The sequence below is a fragment of the Candidatus Moraniibacteriota bacterium genome (assembly GCA_035390125.1).
GTDB lineage: Bacteria > Patescibacteriota > Minisyncoccia > Moranbacterales > GWC2-37-73 > DAOOTD01.
The window spans coordinates 209,194-228,411 of sequence record DAOOTD010000001.1 but is presented as its reverse complement, the minus strand read 5'-3'; the positions used below and the strand labels follow the sequence as shown (position 1 = coordinate 228,411).

The 19,218-nt window shown below is 33.4% G+C and carries 19 protein-coding genes; 15 read left to right on the top strand and 4 right to left on the bottom strand.

Annotated elements, in window-relative coordinates; genetic code table 11:
* Genes PLR68_01150 through PLR68_01135 form a run of 4 tightly spaced genes read left to right on the top strand, consistent with a single transcriptional unit; the run spans position 1 to position 3,377 of the window.
* The gene (locus PLR68_01150) at positions 1 to 462 is read left to right on the top strand and encodes an NUDIX domain-containing protein (GenBank protein HOW60351.1); all 462 of its coding nucleotides are present in this window, start codon (positions 1 to 3) and stop codon (positions 460 to 462) included.
* Between the two features lie 58 nt (positions 463 to 520).
* Positions 521 to 2,197: a protein translocase subunit SecD gene (secD, locus tag PLR68_01145; protein ID HOW60350.1), complete on the top strand. Its 1,677-nt coding sequence runs from the start codon at positions 521 to 523 to the stop codon at positions 2,195 to 2,197.
* A gap of 6 nt (positions 2,198 to 2,203) precedes the next feature.
* A complete protein-coding gene (gene secF, locus PLR68_01140; protein HOW60349.1) occupies positions 2,204 to 3,103 on the top strand; it encodes a protein translocase subunit SecF in 900 nt (299 codons plus the stop codon).
* A 4-nt stretch (positions 3,104 to 3,107) separates the two neighbouring features.
* Entirely contained in the window at positions 3,108 to 3,377 is a 270-nt protein-coding gene (locus PLR68_01135) for a hypothetical protein (protein HOW60348.1), read from the top strand.
* Positions 3,378 to 3,421: 44 nt separating this feature from the next.
* Here PLR68_01135 and PLR68_01130 read toward each other — a convergent pair whose 3' ends face one another.
* Positions 3,422 to 4,288 carry a DMT family transporter gene (locus tag PLR68_01130; protein HOW60347.1) on the bottom strand — a complete coding sequence of 289 codons (867 nt, stop codon included), beginning with the start codon at positions 4,286 to 4,288 and terminating at the stop codon, positions 3,422 to 3,424.
* A gap of 6 nt (positions 4,289 to 4,294) precedes the next feature.
* Entirely contained in the window at positions 4,295 to 5,434 is a 1,140-nt protein-coding gene (locus PLR68_01125) for a hypothetical protein (GenBank protein ID HOW60346.1), read from the bottom strand.
* 109 nt (positions 5,435 to 5,543) lie between these two features.
* On the opposite strand from PLR68_01125, the gene tyrS reads away from it, so the two are divergent.
* The 11 genes from tyrS to rplU all read left to right on the top strand — a co-directional run bounded on the left by tyrS (position 5,544) and on the right by rplU (position 16,971).
* On the top strand, positions 5,544 to 6,740 hold the full coding sequence (tyrS, locus tag PLR68_01120) for a tyrosine--tRNA ligase (GenBank protein ID HOW60345.1): 1,197 nt from the start codon (positions 5,544 to 5,546) through the stop codon (positions 6,738 to 6,740).
* A 25-nt stretch (positions 6,741 to 6,765) separates the two neighbouring features.
* Complete coding sequence (locus tag PLR68_01115) at positions 6,766 to 7,194, top strand: hypothetical protein (GenBank protein ID HOW60344.1); 429 nt, start codon at positions 6,766 to 6,768, stop codon at positions 7,192 to 7,194.
* Between the two features lie 20 nt (positions 7,195 to 7,214).
* Positions 7,215 to 8,357 (top strand): hypothetical protein, encoded by a 1,143-nt coding sequence (locus PLR68_01110; protein ID HOW60343.1) that lies wholly within the window; start codon positions 7,215 to 7,217, stop codon positions 8,355 to 8,357.
* 360 nt (positions 8,358 to 8,717) lie between these two features.
* The gene (locus tag PLR68_01105; GenBank protein ID HOW60342.1) at positions 8,718 to 9,773 is read left to right on the top strand and encodes an HTH domain-containing protein; all 1,056 of its coding nucleotides are present in this window, start codon (positions 8,718 to 8,720) and stop codon (positions 9,771 to 9,773) included.
* Positions 9,774 to 9,818: 45 nt separating this feature from the next.
* Positions 9,819 to 11,102 (top strand): hypothetical protein, encoded by a 1,284-nt coding sequence (locus PLR68_01100; protein ID HOW60341.1) that lies wholly within the window; start codon positions 9,819 to 9,821, stop codon positions 11,100 to 11,102.
* A gap of 52 nt (positions 11,103 to 11,154) precedes the next feature.
* The gene (locus PLR68_01095; GenBank protein HOW60340.1) at positions 11,155 to 13,116 is read left to right on the top strand and encodes a type IV secretion system DNA-binding domain-containing protein; all 1,962 of its coding nucleotides are present in this window, start codon (positions 11,155 to 11,157) and stop codon (positions 13,114 to 13,116) included.
* A gap of 2 nt (positions 13,117 to 13,118) precedes the next feature.
* Positions 13,119 to 14,207, top strand: coding sequence for a tRNA 2-thiouridine(34) synthase MnmA (gene mnmA / locus PLR68_01090; protein HOW60339.1), 1,089 nt, complete (start codon positions 13,119 to 13,121; stop codon positions 14,205 to 14,207).
* Positions 14,208 to 14,221: 14 nt separating this feature from the next.
* Positions 14,222 to 14,488 carry a hypothetical protein gene (locus PLR68_01085; GenBank protein HOW60338.1) on the top strand — a complete coding sequence of 89 codons (267 nt, stop codon included), beginning with the start codon at positions 14,222 to 14,224 and terminating at the stop codon, positions 14,486 to 14,488.
* A 19-nt stretch (positions 14,489 to 14,507) separates the two neighbouring features.
* On the top strand, positions 14,508 to 14,768 hold the full coding sequence (locus PLR68_01080) for a hypothetical protein (protein ID HOW60337.1): 261 nt from the start codon (positions 14,508 to 14,510) through the stop codon (positions 14,766 to 14,768).
* A gap of 4 nt (positions 14,769 to 14,772) precedes the next feature.
* Positions 14,773 to 16,569, top strand: coding sequence for an alanine--tRNA ligase (locus tag PLR68_01075; protein HOW60336.1), 1,797 nt, complete (start codon positions 14,773 to 14,775; stop codon positions 16,567 to 16,569).
* Positions 16,570 to 16,662: 93 nt separating this feature from the next.
* Positions 16,663 to 16,971 (top strand): 50S ribosomal protein L21, encoded by a 309-nt coding sequence (rplU, locus tag PLR68_01070; GenBank protein HOW60335.1) that lies wholly within the window; start codon positions 16,663 to 16,665, stop codon positions 16,969 to 16,971.
* 42 nt (positions 16,972 to 17,013) lie between these two features.
* On the opposite strand, the gene recR is transcribed toward rplU, so the two are convergent.
* Together recR and dnaB are read right to left on the bottom strand one after the other, a co-directional pair.
* Entirely contained in the window at positions 17,014 to 17,601 is a 588-nt protein-coding gene (recR, locus tag PLR68_01065) for a recombination mediator RecR (protein HOW60334.1), read from the bottom strand.
* Positions 17,602 to 17,604: 3 nt separating this feature from the next.
* Entirely contained in the window at positions 17,605 to 18,975 is a 1,371-nt protein-coding gene (dnaB, locus tag PLR68_01060) for a replicative DNA helicase (protein ID HOW60333.1), read from the bottom strand.
* Positions 18,976 to 19,218: the final 243 nt, after the last annotated feature.

Genomic DNA, 19,218 nt, shown 5'->3' with positions numbered 1-19,218 from the left:
ATGAAAAATAAAAAATTTAAACCAAAAAAGGGGCAGATTGATTATACTAATGCAAGATGGACACCAGTGATAAATTGTGTGCTTAAATATGGCAATAGAATTTTATTAGTTCAAAGAAATAAAAATCTTAATTTTTATCCTGGTTATTGGAATGGAATTTCAGGTTTTTTAGATGATAAAAGAAGCCTAAAGGAAAAAGTTTGCGATGAAATAGGGGAAGAGCTGGGAATTTCCAAAAACAAAATAAAAAGCATAAAAATTGGAGAAATTTTCGATCAGGAAGAGAGAAAATATAAAAAAACTTGGATAGTCCACCCTGTTTTAGTTGAAGTGAAAACCAATGAAATAAAGCTTGACTGGGAAGCAGAAAATTTCAAATGGATTTATATGAAAAATATAAAAAAACTAAGGTTATTACCAGGGTTTAGTAATGTTATAAAAAGTTTATCAAAGTATATTTAGAAACTAAGTTTATTGTTTAACCTTGCAGTTTTTATTTTACTGAAATATAATATAAAACATGAATATAAAACAGAAATTACAACTTAAATTTGCCGGAATCGTGATTTTGTTTGTGGTTTGTGCAGTTATGGCATATCCTCAGGCGGTAAAAAATATACCGTCTGTTTATGATAAAATTAATAAATTAAACATGAAGCTAGGTCTTGATTTACAGGGAGGAATTCACCTGGAATATAAAGCCGATGTTTCCAAAATAGATTCTTCCAAAATTTCTGATGCTATGCAGGCTGCACAAGATGTAATTGAGCGTCGAGTAAATGCTTTCGGCGTCGGAGAACCTTTAGTCCAGACTACAAAAAAAGGGGATGATAATCGGGTCATTATAGAGCTTCCTGGGGTTACTGATATTGAGGAAGCAAAAAAGAAAATAAAAGATGCACCATTGCTTGAATTCAAGGAAGAAGGAGAACCTGATTCTCAGATCACACAAATGTTCGAGCAAATGAATGCACAGTCAAAAAAGAAAGCCGAGGAAATACTTACTCAGGCTAAGGAAAAAGAAATAAGTTTCGAACAATTAGCCAAGGATAACAGTCAGGATCCAGGATCAAAAGAAAAAGGAGGGGATTTAGGTTTTGTAAAAAAATCCACATTTGTTCCAGAATTCGACAAAGTCATTTTTGAAGGCAATATGCAACCCGGAGAAATATATTCAAGTTTAGTTGAAACTCAGTTTGGATGGCATATCATAAAATTCATTGAATCCAGAGGCGAAGGTGATGAAAAGGAAGTTCATGTCCAGCATATACTTTTTGGCAAACAGAATGCAGCGCAGTATGAAGAATTCAAATATAAAGACACAGGTCTTACCGGGAAAAACTTGAAAAATGCCACAGCTCAATATTCACAAGGCCAAGGTTTGGGAGAACCAGAAGTAGCTTTACAATTTGATGATGAGGGGACAAAATTATTTGCAGAACTGACAAAGAAAAATCTTGGCAAAAAAATAGCTATTTTCCTGGATGGGCAATTGCAAATAGCTCCAACTGTTCAGGCTGAAATTACAAATGGGCAAGCTGTAATTACAGGAAATTATACATTTAAAGAAGCTAAGGATATAGCCGATAGATTGAACCAAGGAGCACTTCCTGTACCGCTGACATTAGTTGGACAGCAAAGCGTGGAAGCAACACTCGGAGCAGATTCATTGAAAAGTATTTTAATTGCCGGTGCAATTGGAATGGCTGCAGTAATTATTTTCATGTTAGTGTTTTATAGATTTTTAGGATTTGTAGCTTCATTGTCTTTGCTTATTTATACCGTTTTAATGATAACAATATTTAAACTAACAGGGATAACATTAACATTATCTGGAATTGCCGGTTTTGTACTTTCTATTGGTATGGCAGTGGATGCTAATATTCTTATTTTTGAACGCACTAAAGAAGAAATAAGGAGTGGCAGAAATATTCCTAATTCACTGGACGAGGGATTTAAACGAGCTTGGACATCAATTCGTGACGGTAATATTTCTTCGCTCCTGACTGCCGGCATACTTTATTTTATGGGAACAGGATTTGTTAAGGGATTTGCCGCTTCATTATTTATAGGAGTTGCAATTTCTATGTTTACAGCTATCACAATTACGCGGACAATGCTGAAATTTATCATTGGTGAATGGATACATGAAAGAGTCTGGATGGTTGGAGTAAATAAAAAAAGCATTAAAGAATAAAAGTTTATGTATAACATTATTGATAAAATGAAATATGCTTATGCATTCTCGATAATACTTACAATATTAAGTGTTGTGAGTTTATTTGTGTGGGGACTTAAATATGATATAGATTTCACTGGGGGTACGCGTATGGGCGTAAAATTTACCAATCAAATTCCGGAAAAAAATGAAATTGCAGATATACTCAAGGATTTAAATTTGGGAAGCTTGACTATGCAGAACTCAGAAAACAATACCATGTTTATCCGTTATGCAGTTGAAGATGACCAAATAAATGAAAATGTTTGGAAAAATATAAAAGAAAAATACCCGGAAGCTACACAAGTAAGTGTTGATTTTACTAATTCTTCTGTTTCTAAAGAATTAAAATCTAAATCTCTTCAGGCAATTGCATTTGCTATAGTTATGATTATGGCTTATATAGCCTGGGCATTCCGCAAGGTTTCTCGCCCGGTTGAATCCTGGAAATACGGATTAGGGGCCGTGATTGCTCTGGCTCATGATATTATAATTACAACCGGAATATTTTCCGGGCTGGGACATTTTTATGGCGTTGAAGTTGGAATACCATTTATTGCAGCTTTGCTAACGATTCTAGGTTTTTCAGTGCATGATACAATTGTGGTTTATGATAGAACCAGGGAAAATCTTTTAAAAAGCTCCAATAAAGAACTTTTTCCAGATATAGTTAATAAGAGCTTAAATGAAACATTGGTTCGTTCAATCAATACTTCTTTGACAGTTATAATTACCCTGTTAGCCATTTATATTTTTGGTGGAGCATCTATAAAATTTTTCGCGCTCGCATTGCTAGTTGGCATAACTTTTGGAACATATTCATCTATATTTATAGCTTCTTCACTTTTGGTAACATTTTACAATTTAACCTTAAAAAATAAATAAAGTTATGGGAATCTTAGATGTATTCAAAAAAAAGAAAAAAACCAGCAATCCGATGGATCCTGAAAATATGGGTTTCATGCAGCGCATGGCCATGAAAAAACTGGAAAAAATGAGTCCAGAAGAAAGGGAAAAACTTATTAAGAAAGTTGTAACTCCTGAGAATATACAGAAGAATAAAAAGGATATTCTGAAAACACTTGAACAGATGGAAAAATCGGGGCAAATGAATTCACATCAGGTTTTTGAAGCTAAAAAGAGGATGGGTTTATTGTAAAAAAATATATATAAAAAAGACTGCATGTTTTGTGCAGTCTTTTTTTATCCGAATAATTTTATTAAAACTAAACCTATAACAACTAAAATAGCCCCACTGAGTCTATCTTTAAATTCGCTCTCTTCTTTGAATATTTGTTTTCCCCAAAAAACAGAAAAAAGTGCGCTAGTTCTTTTTATTGAAATTACATAAGGTACAATTGCAAGTTCAAAAGCAGCAAATTGGAAGCCAACTTCACTTGTCATGAAAACAGATAAGGCAGCTAGCCCTTTAAAATTTTTCTTAATTGATGTAAAAAAATCTTTTTTAATTAAAGCAAAAGGTAAAAAACAGGCAAAGATAAAAAAATTAACAACTAGAATAAAAAAGAATGGAGAAGAATTTATTGTGCCAACGGAATCATAGTTAGCAGAAATGCTCCATAAAAAAGCCACTATTAGGGCTGATTTAACTCCCTTACTTCTCCAAATAGCTTTTATCGGTTCTATCCAACCAAGCTTTTTTTCTTTTATTTTCATTTGATAAATTCCGCCCATACTAAAAAGAATTCCAACTGTTCCTAAAATTGTAGGGAATTGGTTGTTAATTAGAGGGGAAGTTATGAGAAGAAAAACAGGACTTAAGACAAGAATTGGTGATACTAAAGACAATTCACCTTCCTTTAGAGCTTTCAAGCTGAGAAAAGTTGTGAAAACATTTATTAATCCACTTACAATGACTGCTTTTATAAATGCGGGACCGATATTAGGAATACCCTGAAAGGCAACAATTAAAAAGGCTATGAAAGCAACCAAGCCTCTAGCCACACAGCCAACTGAAATGACATCCATTGTCTGCATGACTTTTTTACTAGCTACATCAGAAAAAGATTTACTTAATGCTGAACACAGCGATAATATAAACCAATACATCTTATTTTATATAGGAGATAAAATTCCTTTTTCTTGCTGTCTTTTTGTCAGAACTATTTCAGGATTACCCTCAGTATTTATACGTGAAAAAAATAAATGCTTATCCACTAAGTCATCCAAGATTGTGTTTATTTTTTCTTCTGTTAATTTATCTTCATTGCCTAAATCAATTTTTCCACGTTTTCCAGCCTGTCGTATGGCTCTTTCTGCATAAATTTTATATACAGCTACTCTTCTTAAATATTTAGCATCAACGCCCATAACTTCACCTTGGCGTTCATCTATGATGTTAGGTTCTATCAATAATATACAATCTTTGTCGTGGTACAACATCTGATTTAATCCATATAGGAAATCTTCATTTCCGCCAATAGGCTCTTGTTTTCCGTTTATTTCTAATTTTCCAGCAAGGGCGTTATCTGTGATACCTGAAAATTTTACGTTTTTTCCCGCTAAAGAAAGGGTATTATTGTGTAAAACACGGCTCAAATTATTTATATCTATATCATCTTCTCCCTTAATTATTTTATTTATTAATTCTATGTCGTGTACACCCTTAACAGCAGACCCCATTATGGCTAGTTTTTCTGGACGAGATGCCTCAAAAAAATCTTTAGTTTTTTTCATAGCTAAAATTTGTATCAGCAACTCCTTGGGTTTATTTGCTAAATCAGAACTTGCAAAAATAAAATCAGAAAAATCTTCATCCTTGATGGGTTTGTTAAGCATATCAGCATAACTAAAATCGCCTTTAGCTGAACTTCTATCTCCAACTATTTTTTTGCCCAGATCCGACCTTCTTTTTGCTTTGGATTGCTCAGTGTACAAAATATTTAATCCGGAAAAATCAAGTTCTTTTTTGCCTGCCTCCTCCAAGTCAGAATTCGTTATAATTGTTGTTTGAGGAGCTTTTTCTGCTAATTTATTAGAAATAAGTTGATTAAAATTGCTTATTGATGAGACTTGTTTTCGAAATTGTTCTAAAGATTTTTCGTCAAATTTTCCAATTTTAAATACCCGGAAACAGAGCGCTGAATTTGATAAATCCGGTTCATTTTCAAAAAGTTTTTGTTCCATGATATCCCGCTTGTCTTTTGGCGGTTTCAATGCACTTTCTTCTTTAAAGGGGGCTTGAGATTCAAACATTTTTTCCATAAAATTAAATTATGTTCCTTAATATAGGCTAAAATTACCATATTTAATACAATAGAACAAGTATTGCATTGGGTTAATTTAATTGGTATTATAAGCTCATATGGATAAAAATATTGAAAAACAAATAGATGAGATTTTGACGCGGGGAGTTGAAAATATTTATCCCAGCAAAGAAGCACTCAAAGAGGTCTTGATGTCTGGGAAAAAGATAAAACTTTATTGCGGTTATGATCCTACAGCCAAATCTCTTCATATTGGAAATGCAATTTCCATAAACAAGCTTGGCCAATTTCAAAAATTGGGACACGAAGTCATTTTTCTTGTGGGTGATTTTACGGGAATGATAGGCGATCCAACTGATAAAAGTGCAGTGCGAAAAAAATTAACCAGAGAAGAAGCACTAAAAAATAGCGAAAACTACAAAAAACAAGCTTCAGGATATTTAAAATTTGATGGAGAAAATCCAGTTAAAATTCTATATAATAGTGAATGGAATGATAAACTCACATTTAAAGACTTAATAGAAATATCTTCGAATTTTACCGCTCAGCAAATGTTTCAAAGAGACATGTTTCAGGAAAGGATAAAAAACGAGAAGCCTATATACCTACATGAATTTTTGTATCCATTGGCTCAAGCTTACGACAGTATTGAGTTGAATGTAGACCTAGAAATTGGCGGTAATGACCAAATGTTTAACATGATGTGCGGCAGGGATTTAATGAAAGCCGTGAAAAATAAGGAAAAATTCGTTTTAACAATGAAACTTTTGGCTGATGAGACAGGTAAAAAGATGGGTAAAACCGAAGGCAATGTAGTAAATTTAGACGAAACTGCTGAAAATATGTTCGGACAAGTAATGGCTTGGTCAGATGGACTTATAATTCCGGGGTTTGAACTTTGCACAAACATTCCAGCAGAAGAATTAAAAGAAATTGATACGAAAAAAAATCCACGCGATGCTAAGCTGAAATTAGCCTATGAAATAACTAAAATTAATTATGGTGAAAAAAAAGCCAAAGCAGCACAGGATTATTTTATAAATACTTTTTCAAAAAAGGAAATTCCAAGTGATATTGCGGAATTTAAGATAAATGAAGAATCAAAAAAATTGGCAGAAATTTTGGTTGAATCAGGCAATGCGAAAAGTCTGAGCGATGCTCGCCGAAAAATTGAACAAGGCGGTGTTTCTATTGATGATGAAAAAATAACAGACATTCAGACTATAATTACGCAAAAAGAAAATAAAAAAGTTTTAAAAATAGGAAAATTGGGATTTATAAAAATAATATTCTAAAAATTAATGCCGTAAAAATATTTTTATGGAATTTTTATATAATTGGCTCAAAAAATTATTCAATACAGGAAAATCAGCTGAAGAAGCTTTAAAAAGTCATATAACGCGCTCTTTCGAAAATATTGTAGTGGGGAAAATTTTGGAAATAAATAAGCATCCTAACGCGGACAGGTTAAGATTGGTGAGGGTTGATATAGGCAGCAAGAAATTAGAGGTTGTCTGCGGGGCGCCAAATATTGAAACAGGACAAAAAGTGCCAGTTGCACTTTTGGGTGCAAAATTGCCAAATGGAATTGAAATAAAAGAAGCTGAAATCCGTGGTGTAAAATCTTGTGGAATGCTTTGTGCCAAGGACGAACTGGGTTTAGGCGATGATCATACGGGAATTATGATTTTAGATGAAAATGCCGAAATTGGAATGGAATTTGCAAAATATCCTAACTTGAATAAATAAATTCACAATAAAATAAGCATATGCAAAAAATTGTCATTGAGAACAAAGAAGAAAAAATTTTAATAGAGGAACTAAACAAAAGAAGCGATATAAAGGCAGAGCGCATAAAAAAACTTTTAGCATTGCCGGATCTTACCAAAAAAGAAAACTCGCCAGTTAAAATTTTAGTTGATGCTATATTGGAATTACCAAGATTTAAAGATTTTTATGTGGTTGATTTTCCGAAAATTGTTACAGTTGAAGAAAACTTCGATGTTTTAAACACTCCCCAGGATCATCCTTCCAGAAGGGAATCGGATACATATTATTTGGATAAAAAAAATATTCTTCGCACTCAGACTACAACCATGTGGCCCTATTGTTTACGCGACGAAAGAATTATTGAAATTTTAGAAAAAGAAGGAAAAATTGGAATTATGGGACCGGGTATCGTTTTCAGAAAAGATGAAATTGACCGAAGTCATTATCCAGCATTTAATCAGATAGATGGTCTTTATATTTGTAAAAAATCGGACCATGAAATAACCCGTAAAGAGCTAGAGGATATTCAAGCTGATGCAGCCAAAGCGGTCTTTGGCGAAGATTGTGAATACCGTTTTTTAGATGATACTTTTCCTTTTACCGATCCTTCAACTCAGATTGAAGTTAAATTCGGCGATAAATGGATGGAATTGTCCGGCTCTGGATTGGTGCACAAAGAATGTTTGAAAAATTTCGGATTGGATCCGGAAATTTATAACGGTTGGGCGTTTGGTTTTGGAATAGATAGATGGGCAATGGTAAAAATGAATATACAGGACATCAGAGTGTTGTGGTCAGATGATCCCAGAATCACTAGTCAATTCAAGGATATAAACAGCAAGTTTAAAGAAGTCAGTAAGTTTCCGGAAACAGTAAGAGATATTTCTTTCATCATTGACAAGAATATTAATCTTAATAATTATTACGAAATTGTCCGCGATTTTGCTGATGATTTGATTGAAGAAGTAAAACTTTTGGATGAATATGAAAATGAAGAAAAATTCGGCAAGGACAAGAAGAGCTATACTTTCCGCATCACATATCGCTCCATGGAAAGAACACTCACTAATGAAGAAATAAATAAAATTCAGGAAGAAATCCGCAAGAAAACCGAACAGGATCTCAAAGCCGTACTGCGATAAATTTATTAAGGGTGAAGGTGAAAAAATAAAAAATAACCACAATACAAAATCAGGAATTTTCAAAACATTGCCTGATTTTTTTATGGATATTGACTTAAAATTAAGTTTATGCTTTTATTACATACCATTTTCTGTAATTAAAAAGGGATGTTGACAAAAAATTAATTATGTGGTAATATAGCTTGAATTCTAAAATTGCCAATAAAGCAATTTAAATTCGCCCTATTAGTTTATTTTGCTTAATAAATAAAAGATTTGGTGCATTTTTAAAGCAAGATTATAATCGGAAGTTAATTTTTCATTATAATAAGTTGGTTTGTTTTTTTATTTAAAATTCAAATCTTATTTAAAAATATAAATATGGAAAAATCACTTAAACAAGCCGGAAAATACACAGCAGACGAAAATCTGTTTTTTTCTGATTCCTTAAGAGAGCTAATTTTTGACCTTCCCGAAAGATCTCAAGAGATTATTTTGAATAGGTATGGGGTATTTTTACCTAATAAAATGACTCTTGAAGAAATTGGCAAGAAACACCGCATCACCCGCGAACGTGTACGTCAGATTATACGTGAAGTTTTAAAAAAAATAAGAGACAAGAAAGAACACCCTGTTTTTATACAAATTCAGGAAAAAATAACCTTGGCTTTGCAATCAAATAGTGGTATAATGGAAGAAAGTCACATTATATCTGTCTTAGGAAAAGGCAACACAAATGAAGAAGCTGCTGCACGTTTTTTCTTGGAATGTTTAGAAGATGTTTTAGGTAATGAAGTTAAAAATGAGCTTAAATTCTCTTATGCTCTTAAAGATTTTAAATTTGATCACTGGAAAAATGTAAAAAATGCAGCTATAGAAACCTTAAAGAATCATAAAAAGCCCTTGCCATTTGATATATTATTTGAACATATAAATAAAACTAAAAATTTAGACATACCAAAAGAAACGTTAAAGCATTTTTTGCAAGTTTCTGGTGAATTAAGTAAAAATGCTTTTGATAAATGGGGTATTGTAGATTGGAAAGAAATTTCTCCGAAAGGAACACGTGAAAAAGCTTATCTTGTCATAAAAGAGTTCGGAAAACCGCTTCATTTTAGAGAAATTGCCAAGAAAATAGATCAAAATCGTTTAAACAAGAAAAAAACCCATCCACAGACAGTGCATAATGAACTTATAAAAGACAGTAATTTTGTTCTAGTTGGTAGAGGAATTTATGCATTAGTTGAATGGGGGTACAAAAGAGGCACAGTCAAGGATGTTATTGAAGAAATTATAAAAAATAGCGCAAAACCGCTAAAAAAGGAAGAAATTATTGAAAAAGTTCTTGCTGTAAGGCAGGTTAAAGAATCAACTATAGTTATTAATTTGAATAATTATTTCTCTAAATCAAAAGAGGGTACTTACTCAATTAAATGATGGCACATAAAAGCCATTTAGTTTCTATAAAAAACAAAAAATACCATGAATATTCTTCTTGAATCATTTCAACAATTAGGGGATTCTTTGAAAACGGCATCAGAGGCGATGAGTTATGTATGGTTCATTGTTTTGCCGCCCCTTTTTTATTTCCTTTTCAAATTAATCTGGATGAAGCACATTCAGGATAAATTTGCAGCTATGCCGGACTGGGTTGTTCTTGAGATTATTCCTCCAAAAAATATCGAAAAAAGCCCAAAGCCTATGGAAGCTTTATATAATGGTTTTTGCGGGGTGCAAAAATCACTTAACCCAGTGGAAATTTATATAGACGGCGCTTTTACTGATTACATGAGTTTGGAAATAGTAGGTGATTCTGGCAGTGTGCATTTTTATATCAGGGTCATGCAAAAGTATCGCCATTTGGTGGAAGCTCATCTTTACGCACAATATCCTGATGTAGAAATTATTGAAGTTCCTGATTATGTAAACGATGTTCCTAAAATTATTCCAAACAGTCAGTGGGATTTATGGGGTTCAGATCTTGGATTTACAAAAAATAATGCTTACCCTATTAAAACTTATCCAAAATTTGAAGAATCTATAACCGGTAAAATGATAGATCCCTTGTCTGGTCTTATAGAAACAATGGGCAAACTCGGACTAAATCAAAAATTATGGTTGCAATGGATAATTCAGCCAACAGATACAAGCTGGTCTTCAAAGGAGGGCAAGCCAACGCTAGATAAGTTAAAGGGCAGGGAAACAGAAAGAAAAAGCATATTTGAAGAAATATGGAAGGACATATTTGAAATTTTAAGCAGTATTCCAAAAGCTTTTAGTAATCCAGTAGAATTTGCTGAAAGTGCCAAAAAGGAAGAAAAGGAACCATTGGAGTTCCGCTTATCTCCAGTTGAAAAAGATGTCCTAAAAGCCGTAGAAGATAATCTTGGAAAACCACAGTTTTATGTAAGACCTCGTTATCTTTACATAGGTCGTCGCGAAAACTATGATAAAGCAGTTGGAATTAATTCTTTTTTTGGTGCCATAAGGCAATTTTCTGATGATAATCTGAATTCACTTAAACCTAATACTACAAAGACCACTGCGTATCATATTTTTATAGAAACTCGTTTACGTTATTTACAACGCAAATTGTTACGCAGATACAGAGGTAGAAGCATGGATGGAGAAGGAGGCAAGCTTGTTATGAGCACTGAAGAACTTGCGACAGTATTTCATTTGCCAGACATGAATGTACTAGCGCCTTCATTGGCAAGAGTAGAATCAAAACATGGCGGGGCACCTTCTAATTTGCCTGTAGAATAGAAGAATAAATTAAGGAAGCATATATAAAAAATTAACTACAACGATAGTTATTATGGATAATGAAATCAACTTCTTTGCTAAAACTAATTTTCGCAATCAGGAACGGGCTTTTGGCATAAAAACAGACGACAGAAGACGCCATATGTATGTCATTGGTAAGACTGGTATGGGCAAGACCAATCTTCTGGAAAATATGGCTGTTCAGGACATACGCAGTGGCAAGGGCGTATGTTTCATTGATCCTCATGGGGATACTGCAGAAAAACTGATAAAAGCAATGCCTTCTAGTAGAATTAATGATGTTATATATCTTAATCCGGCAGATCAGAATTTTCCACTAGCTTTCAACGTTATGGAAGCTGTTGACCCAGAATACAGACATCTTGTGGCATCAGGCTTAATTGGAGTATTCAAAAAAATATGGGCAGATTCATGGGGACCACGCCTTGAATATATTCTTCGTAATGCAATATTAGCGCTTCTTGAATATCCAGGAAGCACACTTCTTGGCGTTACTAGAATACTTGTTGATAAAAGATATAGAGAAAAAGTTGTTGATAATGTATCCGATCCAGTAGTTAAGCAATTTTGGATTGAAGAATTTAGCAAATGGAATGAAAGGGTTTTACAGGAAGTTATTTCTCCTATTCAAAATAAAGTCGGACAATTTCTATCCAGCTCTCTTATTAGAAATATAGTTGGACAAACAAAATCTTCTTTTAATATACGTGAAGTTATGGATTCCCAGAAGATTTTAATATTAAATCTTTCTAAGGGTCGCATAGGTGAAGACAATAGTGCATTGCTTGGAGCTATGATGATTACCAAGATACAATTAGCCGCCATGGAAAGAGTTGATATTCCTGAAGAAACCCGTAAGGATTTTTATCTATATGTTGATGAATTCCAAAATTTTGCTACTGAATCATTTGCTAATATTCTTTCTGAAGCCAGAAAATATCGATTAAATCTTATTTTAGCCAATCAATATATAGCCCAAATAGACGAAAAAGTTCGTGATGCTATTTTTGGAAATACCGGAACTATCGTTTCATTCCGTGTGGGTGCAACAGATGCTGAGTTTCTAGAAAAAGAATTTTCTCCAGTTTTTATGCAGAATGACCTTGTGAATATTCCTAAATATCAGATTTATTTAAAACTGATGATAGATGGAATCGCTGGTGATGCTTTTTCAGCAACAGTTCTTCCTCCTATTTATATTAAAGATACCCTGGAAAATGAAGAAAAAATAATAACTGTTTCGCGTGAACGTTATGCCTCAAGTAAAATTGAAGTTGAGGAAAAAATAGCCAAATGGGCTGGTATAATGCCGACTGATGGCTTTAAAACAGTCAATAAGGCTCCTGAACAAGTTCATCAAGATGTTTCTTTTTTACAGTCTCAAGAAGCACGCCCTGCTCAAGAAAATCAGACAAAAAAAACTGAAACAGATTTTTTAAAGAACAAGCAAGATTCACAAAAAGACACAGAGAATAAAAGACCCATGTTCGGTGCTGTATGTGATATGTGTGCCAGTGAAATCCAGGTACCTTTTCAGCCTGATGGTAAAAGGCCTACTTTCTGCAAAGAATGTCTTAAAGATTACCAGCGTATGACAGCTAAGGAGAAGATTGCCCAAGAAAGAAAAAAACAAAGAGAAACTGAAGAAATACAAGAAAATAAATATTTTAATAATAATGAACATACCAAGACAATCAAAAATCAATATTTTAAAAAAAGCATATCTCTTGAAGATGAAGTAAAAAGAGAAAAAGAAAACCCAAAAGAAAATAAATTTGAGCATAAAGCATATATTCCAAATGAGAAACCAATGGCTCTTTCCCAGATGCAATATATAGCCCCAAAAAAATTCAAACCACAACGCCATAAGCCAAATATTAATTTAAATGAAGTGAGAAATCTTATAATTAAAAATGCTCAAAATAAAAGTAAGATTACTCAAACTCAGGATGATGAGGATTATGATTTAGACAAAAGGGAAATAGGCAGATAATTATGAGTATAATCAGTGAAGACAAAAAAAGAGTAATTTTGGGCATGTCTGCTGGAGTTGATTCTTCTTCTGCGGCCGTTTTGCTTAAAAAACAAGGTTATGATGTTATAGGCGTTTTTATGCACTTCTGGAAAGAACCTAGTCAAGATGTGTTTCGTGAAAATAAATGCTGCTCTATTGAATCCCAGCAGGATGCTCGAAAAATTGCGCGAATTTTAGGTATTCCTCTTTATACAATAAATGTTGCCAGAGAATTTAAAAAAGAAGTGGTAAATTATTTTATTAGAGAAACTAAAGATGGGAAAACTCCTAACCCTTGTGTTGTTTGTAATGAAAAAATTAAATTTAATTTTCTTTTAAAAAAAATGATTGAGATGAGAGCGGATTATGTGGCTACAGGCCATTATGCGGAAATAAAGAAAATAAAAGGAAAATATCATCTGTATATTCCATCGGATAAAGAAAAAGACCAAACATATTTTCTTTATTCATTAACGCAGAAACAATTAAAACACATTTTATTTCCTGTTGGAAAATATAAGAAATCTAAAATAAGAAAAATTGCTGAAAAAGCAGGTTTGCCTGTTTTCAATAAAGATGATTCTCAGGGTATTTGTTTTATTTCTGAAAAATCACCGTCGGATTTTATAAAAAGAAATATTTCTTTGTCTCCGGGAGATATTGTTTTAACAAATGGAAAGAAAATCGGAAAACATGAGGGGCTAGAACTTTACACTATCGGTCAGCGTAAAGGAATAAAAATAGGTGGAACGGGCCCCTATTATGTTATTGGCAGAAATTTTCTGAAAAAACAGCTTATTGTTACTGATAAAAAAAGTGATCTTGGTATAAATAATAAGTCAATGATGGTTGAAATAAAAAACTGGATTATTCCACAGACTAAATTCCCCTTGAAAATAAGTGTAAAAATTCGCTATCGACATCCATTAGTGCATGGTATAATAAAGAAAGTCAAGAATAATCTTTATGAAATACAATTTAAACAACCGCAGAAAGCTATAACACCAGGACAATCTGCTGTGTTTTATGCTAAAAACAAAGAGGTTATTGGAGGAGGAATTATAATTTAATTTATAATAATCATATGCAAAATCAAGATCCGCAAGTAGCTGCTGAAAGAAAAAAAATGCAATTAGAGATTATTCTCAAAGAGTCTGACTTAAAGAAAAACATGCGAAGCAAAATAGATGTAGAAACAACTCTTCATGATCTCAAGCGAAAAAGTGTTTCAATCCAGATGGAAATCAATTCAAAAGAAAATGAATTAAAGAAATTTGAAGCTGAATTTATTCAACTGCAAAACGAGCTTATAAAACTGAAGCACAAAATGAGTGCTTTATCACATGATTAATTTTTTAAAATATAAAAATATGGCCATACATTCAAACATAGGAGAAGTTTTAGAAAATAATATAAAAGATGAAAAATTATTGAACAGCGTAAAAGGCAAATTCCATACTGTAGAAGTGGAGGTAGATAGTATTTTAAATGAAGAAAATACAAATGAAAATAAAGCTTTGAAAAGAGCCAAAGAATTAATAGGATACATATTCGGTTATAATTGGATAAATGAAAATTGGAGAAAAATCGAACATGATATTAAAAAAGAAATAGAGGCATCAAAAAGATAATTTTATGACAACGCAGGAATTAAGGGAAAAATATTTGAAATTTTTTGAGTCGAAAGGGCATAATATCATTCCTTCGGCTTCTTTGATTCCGCACGAAACCGACACTTCTACGCTTTTTACAACAGCTGGAATGCATCCCTTAGTCCCATACCTTTTAGGAGATGATCATCCAGGAGGCAAAAGAGTTGTAAACGTCCAAAAATGCGTCAGGACGGGAGATATTAATGAAGTTGGAGATAATAGACACCTTACTTTTTTTGAGATGATGGGGAATTGGAGTTTTGGGGACTACTTTAAAAAAGAAGCGATTGTTTGGAGTTTTGAATTTTTAACCGACAAAAAATGGCTCGGATTAGATAAAAATAGGCTATATGTCACAGTTTTCGAGGGTGACGGTAATATTCCGCGTGATGAAAGGTCTATTTTTATTTGGCAGGATGTTTTTAAAAGAACAAATTTAAAGGCGGAGATAGCAAAAAACAAAAATATAGAAGAAGACATAAGGATAATTCCCTTAGGAGTGGAAGATAATTTTTGGATTGCTGGCTCAACAGGTCCTTGTGGTCCAGACACAGAAATATTTTATGACACGAGACCAGAAGAAGGGAAAATAAAGGGAAATTTTTCTGATTTGGTTGATTCAGGACGGTTGATTGAAATATGGAATAATGTTTTTATGGAATTTAATAAAAAAGAAAATGGAACTTTTGAAAAACTGAAGCAGCAAAATGTTGATACTGGTATGGGAGTCGAAAGAACACTAGCAGTTCTGAATGGCAAAGAAAATGTTTTTGAAACAGAATTGTTCCAGCTGATATTTGAAAAAATAGAAAAATTGTCTGGAAAAAAATATGAAAATTATAAAAAAGAATTCAGGATTATTGCCGACCACATAAAAGCAGCAACTTTCATCATTACTGAAGGCGTAGAACCTTTAAATATTGGCAGGGGATATGTGTTGCGCCGACTTATCCGTCGCGCGATAAGATATGGAAAATTATTAGGTGGAGAAAATAATTTTACAAAAGAAATTGCCGAAGTTGTCATTGAAATGTATAAAAATTTTTACAAAGAATTAGAAAACAATAAAGAAAAAATATTTGAAGAATTAGAAAAAGAAGAAAATAAATTCAGAAAAACTTTAGAACAAGGATTGAAAGAATTCAATAAATTACCTTTTATTTCTGGAGCGGATGCATTTAATTTATACCAGACCTATGGATTTCCTTTGGAAATAACAGAAGAATTAGCCAAAGAAAAGGGCGTAGAAGTCAACAAGAAAGAGTTCGAAGATGAATTCGAAAAACATCAAAAACTTTCCCAGACTGCTTCTGCCGGAATATTCAAAGGTGGATTGGCAGACACATCAGAAGAAACTGTAAGGTATCACACCACAGCTCATTTGATGCTGGCAGCGATTAGGAAAATTTTAGGCGAGGATATTATACAAAAAGGTGCCAATATTACGGCGGAACGTTTGCGATTTGATTTTAATTATCCGCAAAAACTTACGCCGGAACAAATAAAAAAAATTGAAGATTTGGTAAATGAAAAAATACAGGAAAATATTCCAGTTGAAATGACAGAAATGCCTAAAGAAGAAGCTTTGAAAATTGCTAAAACATCCTTTGATGCTTCCAAATATGGCGATATTGTTAAAGTTTATAAAATAGGTGATTTCAGCATTGAAGTCTGCGGCGGTCCACATGTTAAAAATACTGGAGAATTGGGCCATTTTAAGATTAATAAAGAAGAATCGTCTTCAGCTGGAGTAAGGCGCATAAAAGCGATTCTTGAGTAAATTTTGGTTTAAGTTAGTGTGGGATTGACACTTAAACTATATTAAAGTAAACTGAAGTACGTGCATTTAATTTTCTTAATATAACTTAAAGACATGTTGGCAATTATTAAAACAGGCGGAAAGCAATATAAGGTGGCAGAGGGCGATAAAATTAAGGTTGAAAAAATTGAAGGAGAGGTTGGTGCAAAAATCGCATTTGATGAAATCCTTTTTATTGGAGATGAAAAAGATGTAAAAATTGGAGAACCCTTGGTAAAAGGCGCCAAAGTTGAAGCTAAAATCGTAAGACAGGGAAGACATAAAAAAGTATGGGGAATCAAGCATAAGCCTAAGAAAAGATATAAAGTTAAGTTTGGACACAAACAGCTTTTTACGGAGGTAGAAATTACAAAAATAGCATAAATAAAAAATCCCGAGCAATCGGGATTTTATTTTATTTGTTTTTTATAATTCTTTCCTATTTGTTAATGCCTCAGAAAGAGTAATTTCGTCGGCGTATTCAAGATCGGCGCCGGTTGAAAGTCCGCGGCCAAGACGCGTAACCTTGATATGTAATGGTTCTATTTTATGTTTAAGATAAAGTGCAGTAGCATCGCCTTCAGTTGTTGGGTTCATAGCTAGAATAATTTCATTTATTTTGTCTTTTTTGATCCTGTCTAAGAGCTGAGGAATTTTTAGTTCACTTCCAGTATTGTCTCCCACCTGCAAAACTCCTCCTAAAACGTGATACAAGCCATGATAAGCTCCAGTGCGTTCCAGTGAAATAATATCCAATGGTTCCTCAACTACACAGATTAAATGCTGATCACGTTTTGAGTCTTTGCAATATTCGCACAGTTCACTCTCAGCTATATTAAAACACTTGTGGCAAATTTTCATACTTTTTATTTCTAGAAGATTTTCGGCAAAATCCTTTATTTTTTCAGTATCTTGTTTAAATAAATACAAAACCAGCCGTTCAGCCATTTTTGGTCCGACAGATGGAAGGGAAGCTAGATTTTTTATTAGTTTTTGGAAAGCCTTAGGATACATATTTTATTGTTGCGTTCTTGCTTTTTCAAGTGATCTGAAGGAAGCACAATTTTCCTGGAAGTAAGTGTTAATTTCGCCAACCGGTCCGTTTCTGTGTTTGGCTATGATAACTTTTACAACACCCTTATTCGGAGTATCAGGTTTTTCGCGATCCTCACGATACAAGAATAATACCACATCAGCATCTTGTTCGATAGATCCGGATTCGCGGAGATCTGAAAGTTTTGGAATTTGCGGAGAACGGGACTCAACAGCACGGGATAACTGCGATAAAGCTAAAATAGGTATATTAAGTTCGCGCGCCAGATTTTTAAGTCCGCGAGATATTTCAGAAATTTCCTGGACGCGATTGTCTCCTCCGCGTCCTTCCATGAGTTGCAGATAATCTATAATAATCAATCCTAGCTTATGCTCTGCCTGAAGCCTACGTGCCATAGTTCTCATTTCCATTATATTTGCGCTGGCAGTGTCATCAATAAATAATTTAGCTTCAGAAAGCACTCCCATAGCATCTCCGATTCTTTGAAAATCATTATTTTCTCCATCGCTTTTTAATCTTCCGGTTCTAAGCCGCCACAAATCAACATTAGCTTCAGCTGCTAACATACGATCAACTAATTGATCGGAGGACATTTCCAAAGAAAACATGCCAACCGAAACATTCTCTCTGACTGCCACGTGGCGGGCAATATCCAGGGCTAAAGATGTTTTTCCAATAGAAGGGCGTGCTGCTAGGATAACAAGATCTGATTTTTGAAGTCCAGCCATAATATTGTCCAAATCTGCAAAACCTGTCGGAATGCCCCGAAATTTACTGCCATCACGGTGAAGTTCATCAATTCTATTGAAAGCTGCTTCCAGAACTGATCTGATTGGTACAAAATCCTGCTTGATATATTTCTGCGAAACACCAAAAAGTTTTTGTTCGGCTTCATCAAGAACTTTTTCAATATCTTCACCCTCATTGTATCCAGCTTCCAAAATTTCAGTGGCAGCATCAATGAGGCGTCTCAGCAGTGCTTTTTTCTGAACAACTTTTGCATAGTGCACAATATGCGCTGCTGAAGGCACAGTTGCAACAAGAGAAGCTAAATAAGAACTGCCGCCGATTTTTTCCAGTTGCTTTTTTTCATCAAGTTTATTGGAAATACTCAAAACATCCAGAGGTTCACGCTGTTCATATAATTCCAGCATCGCTTCATAAATGGTGTTGTGTATATCCTTATAGAAATCTCCAACTTTCAAAAGATCTGCGATTTTTATGACAGCATCTCTTTCCAGCATCAAAGAACCCAAAACCGATTGTTCAGCTTCAATATTATGCGGAGGAATACGGAGATCATTTTTATTGGTATTTTTAGCTATAGCTGCCATAAATTTTAATAAGCTTTAAAAGCTAGTTTATTATACCAATCCTGCTTATCTCTGCAACTATAAAAATTTCATTTTTATACACTATTTAATAACACATTGACAAGTGCTGAAAAAAATTATATAAAACATTGAAAAGTAACTTAAAAATATAAGAGCATTGAATAGTTTAAAATTGGTAGGTAAATAAGTTAAGATATTTTAACAGAAAAAGGAGGTTATCTATATGTCTTCGAGTAAAAAAAC

Bases quoted from the DNA above. Each gene is read 5' to 3' on its own strand.
- PLR68_01125 (HOW60346.1), bottom strand. From the start codon at position 5,434: ATGTTTGAATCTCAAGCCCCCTTTAAAGAAGAAAGTGCATTGAAACCG.
- mnmA (HOW60339.1), top strand. From the start codon at position 13,119: ATGAGTATAATCAGTGAAGACAAAAAAAGAGTAATTTTGGGCATGTCT.
- recR (HOW60334.1), bottom strand. From the start codon at position 17,601: ATGTATCCTAAGGCTTTCCAAAAACTAATAAAAAATCTAGCTTCCCTT.
- PLR68_01080 (HOW60337.1), top strand. From the start codon at position 14,508: ATGGCCATACATTCAAACATAGGAGAAGTTTTAGAAAATAATATAAAA.
- tyrS (HOW60345.1), top strand. From the start codon at position 5,544: ATGGATAAAAATATTGAAAAACAAATAGATGAGATTTTGACGCGGGGA.
- PLR68_01150 (HOW60351.1), top strand. From the start codon at position 1: ATGAAAAATAAAAAATTTAAACCAAAAAAGGGGCAGATTGATTATACT.
- secD (HOW60350.1), top strand. From the start codon at position 521: ATGAATATAAAACAGAAATTACAACTTAAATTTGCCGGAATCGTGATT.
- PLR68_01110 (HOW60343.1), top strand. From the start codon at position 7,215: ATGCAAAAAATTGTCATTGAGAACAAAGAAGAAAAAATTTTAATAGAG.
- secF (HOW60349.1), top strand. From the start codon at position 2,204: ATGTATAACATTATTGATAAAATGAAATATGCTTATGCATTCTCGATA.
- PLR68_01100 (HOW60341.1), top strand. From the start codon at position 9,819: ATGAATATTCTTCTTGAATCATTTCAACAATTAGGGGATTCTTTGAAA.
- dnaB (HOW60333.1), bottom strand. From the start codon at position 18,975: ATGGCAGCTATAGCTAAAAATACCAATAAAAATGATCTCCGTATTCCT.
- PLR68_01075 (HOW60336.1), top strand. From the start codon at position 14,773: ATGACAACGCAGGAATTAAGGGAAAAATATTTGAAATTTTTTGAGTCG.
- PLR68_01135 (HOW60348.1), top strand. From the start codon at position 3,108: ATGGGAATCTTAGATGTATTCAAAAAAAAGAAAAAAACCAGCAATCCG.
- PLR68_01105 (HOW60342.1), top strand. From the start codon at position 8,718: ATGGAAAAATCACTTAAACAAGCCGGAAAATACACAGCAGACGAAAAT.
- PLR68_01085 (HOW60338.1), top strand. From the start codon at position 14,222: ATGCAAAATCAAGATCCGCAAGTAGCTGCTGAAAGAAAAAAAATGCAA.
- PLR68_01095 (HOW60340.1), top strand. From the start codon at position 11,155: ATGGATAATGAAATCAACTTCTTTGCTAAAACTAATTTTCGCAATCAG.
- PLR68_01115 (HOW60344.1), top strand. From the start codon at position 6,766: ATGGAATTTTTATATAATTGGCTCAAAAAATTATTCAATACAGGAAAA.
- rplU (HOW60335.1), top strand. From the start codon at position 16,663: ATGTTGGCAATTATTAAAACAGGCGGAAAGCAATATAAGGTGGCAGAG.
- PLR68_01130 (HOW60347.1), bottom strand. From the start codon at position 4,288: ATGTATTGGTTTATATTATCGCTGTGTTCAGCATTAAGTAAATCTTTT.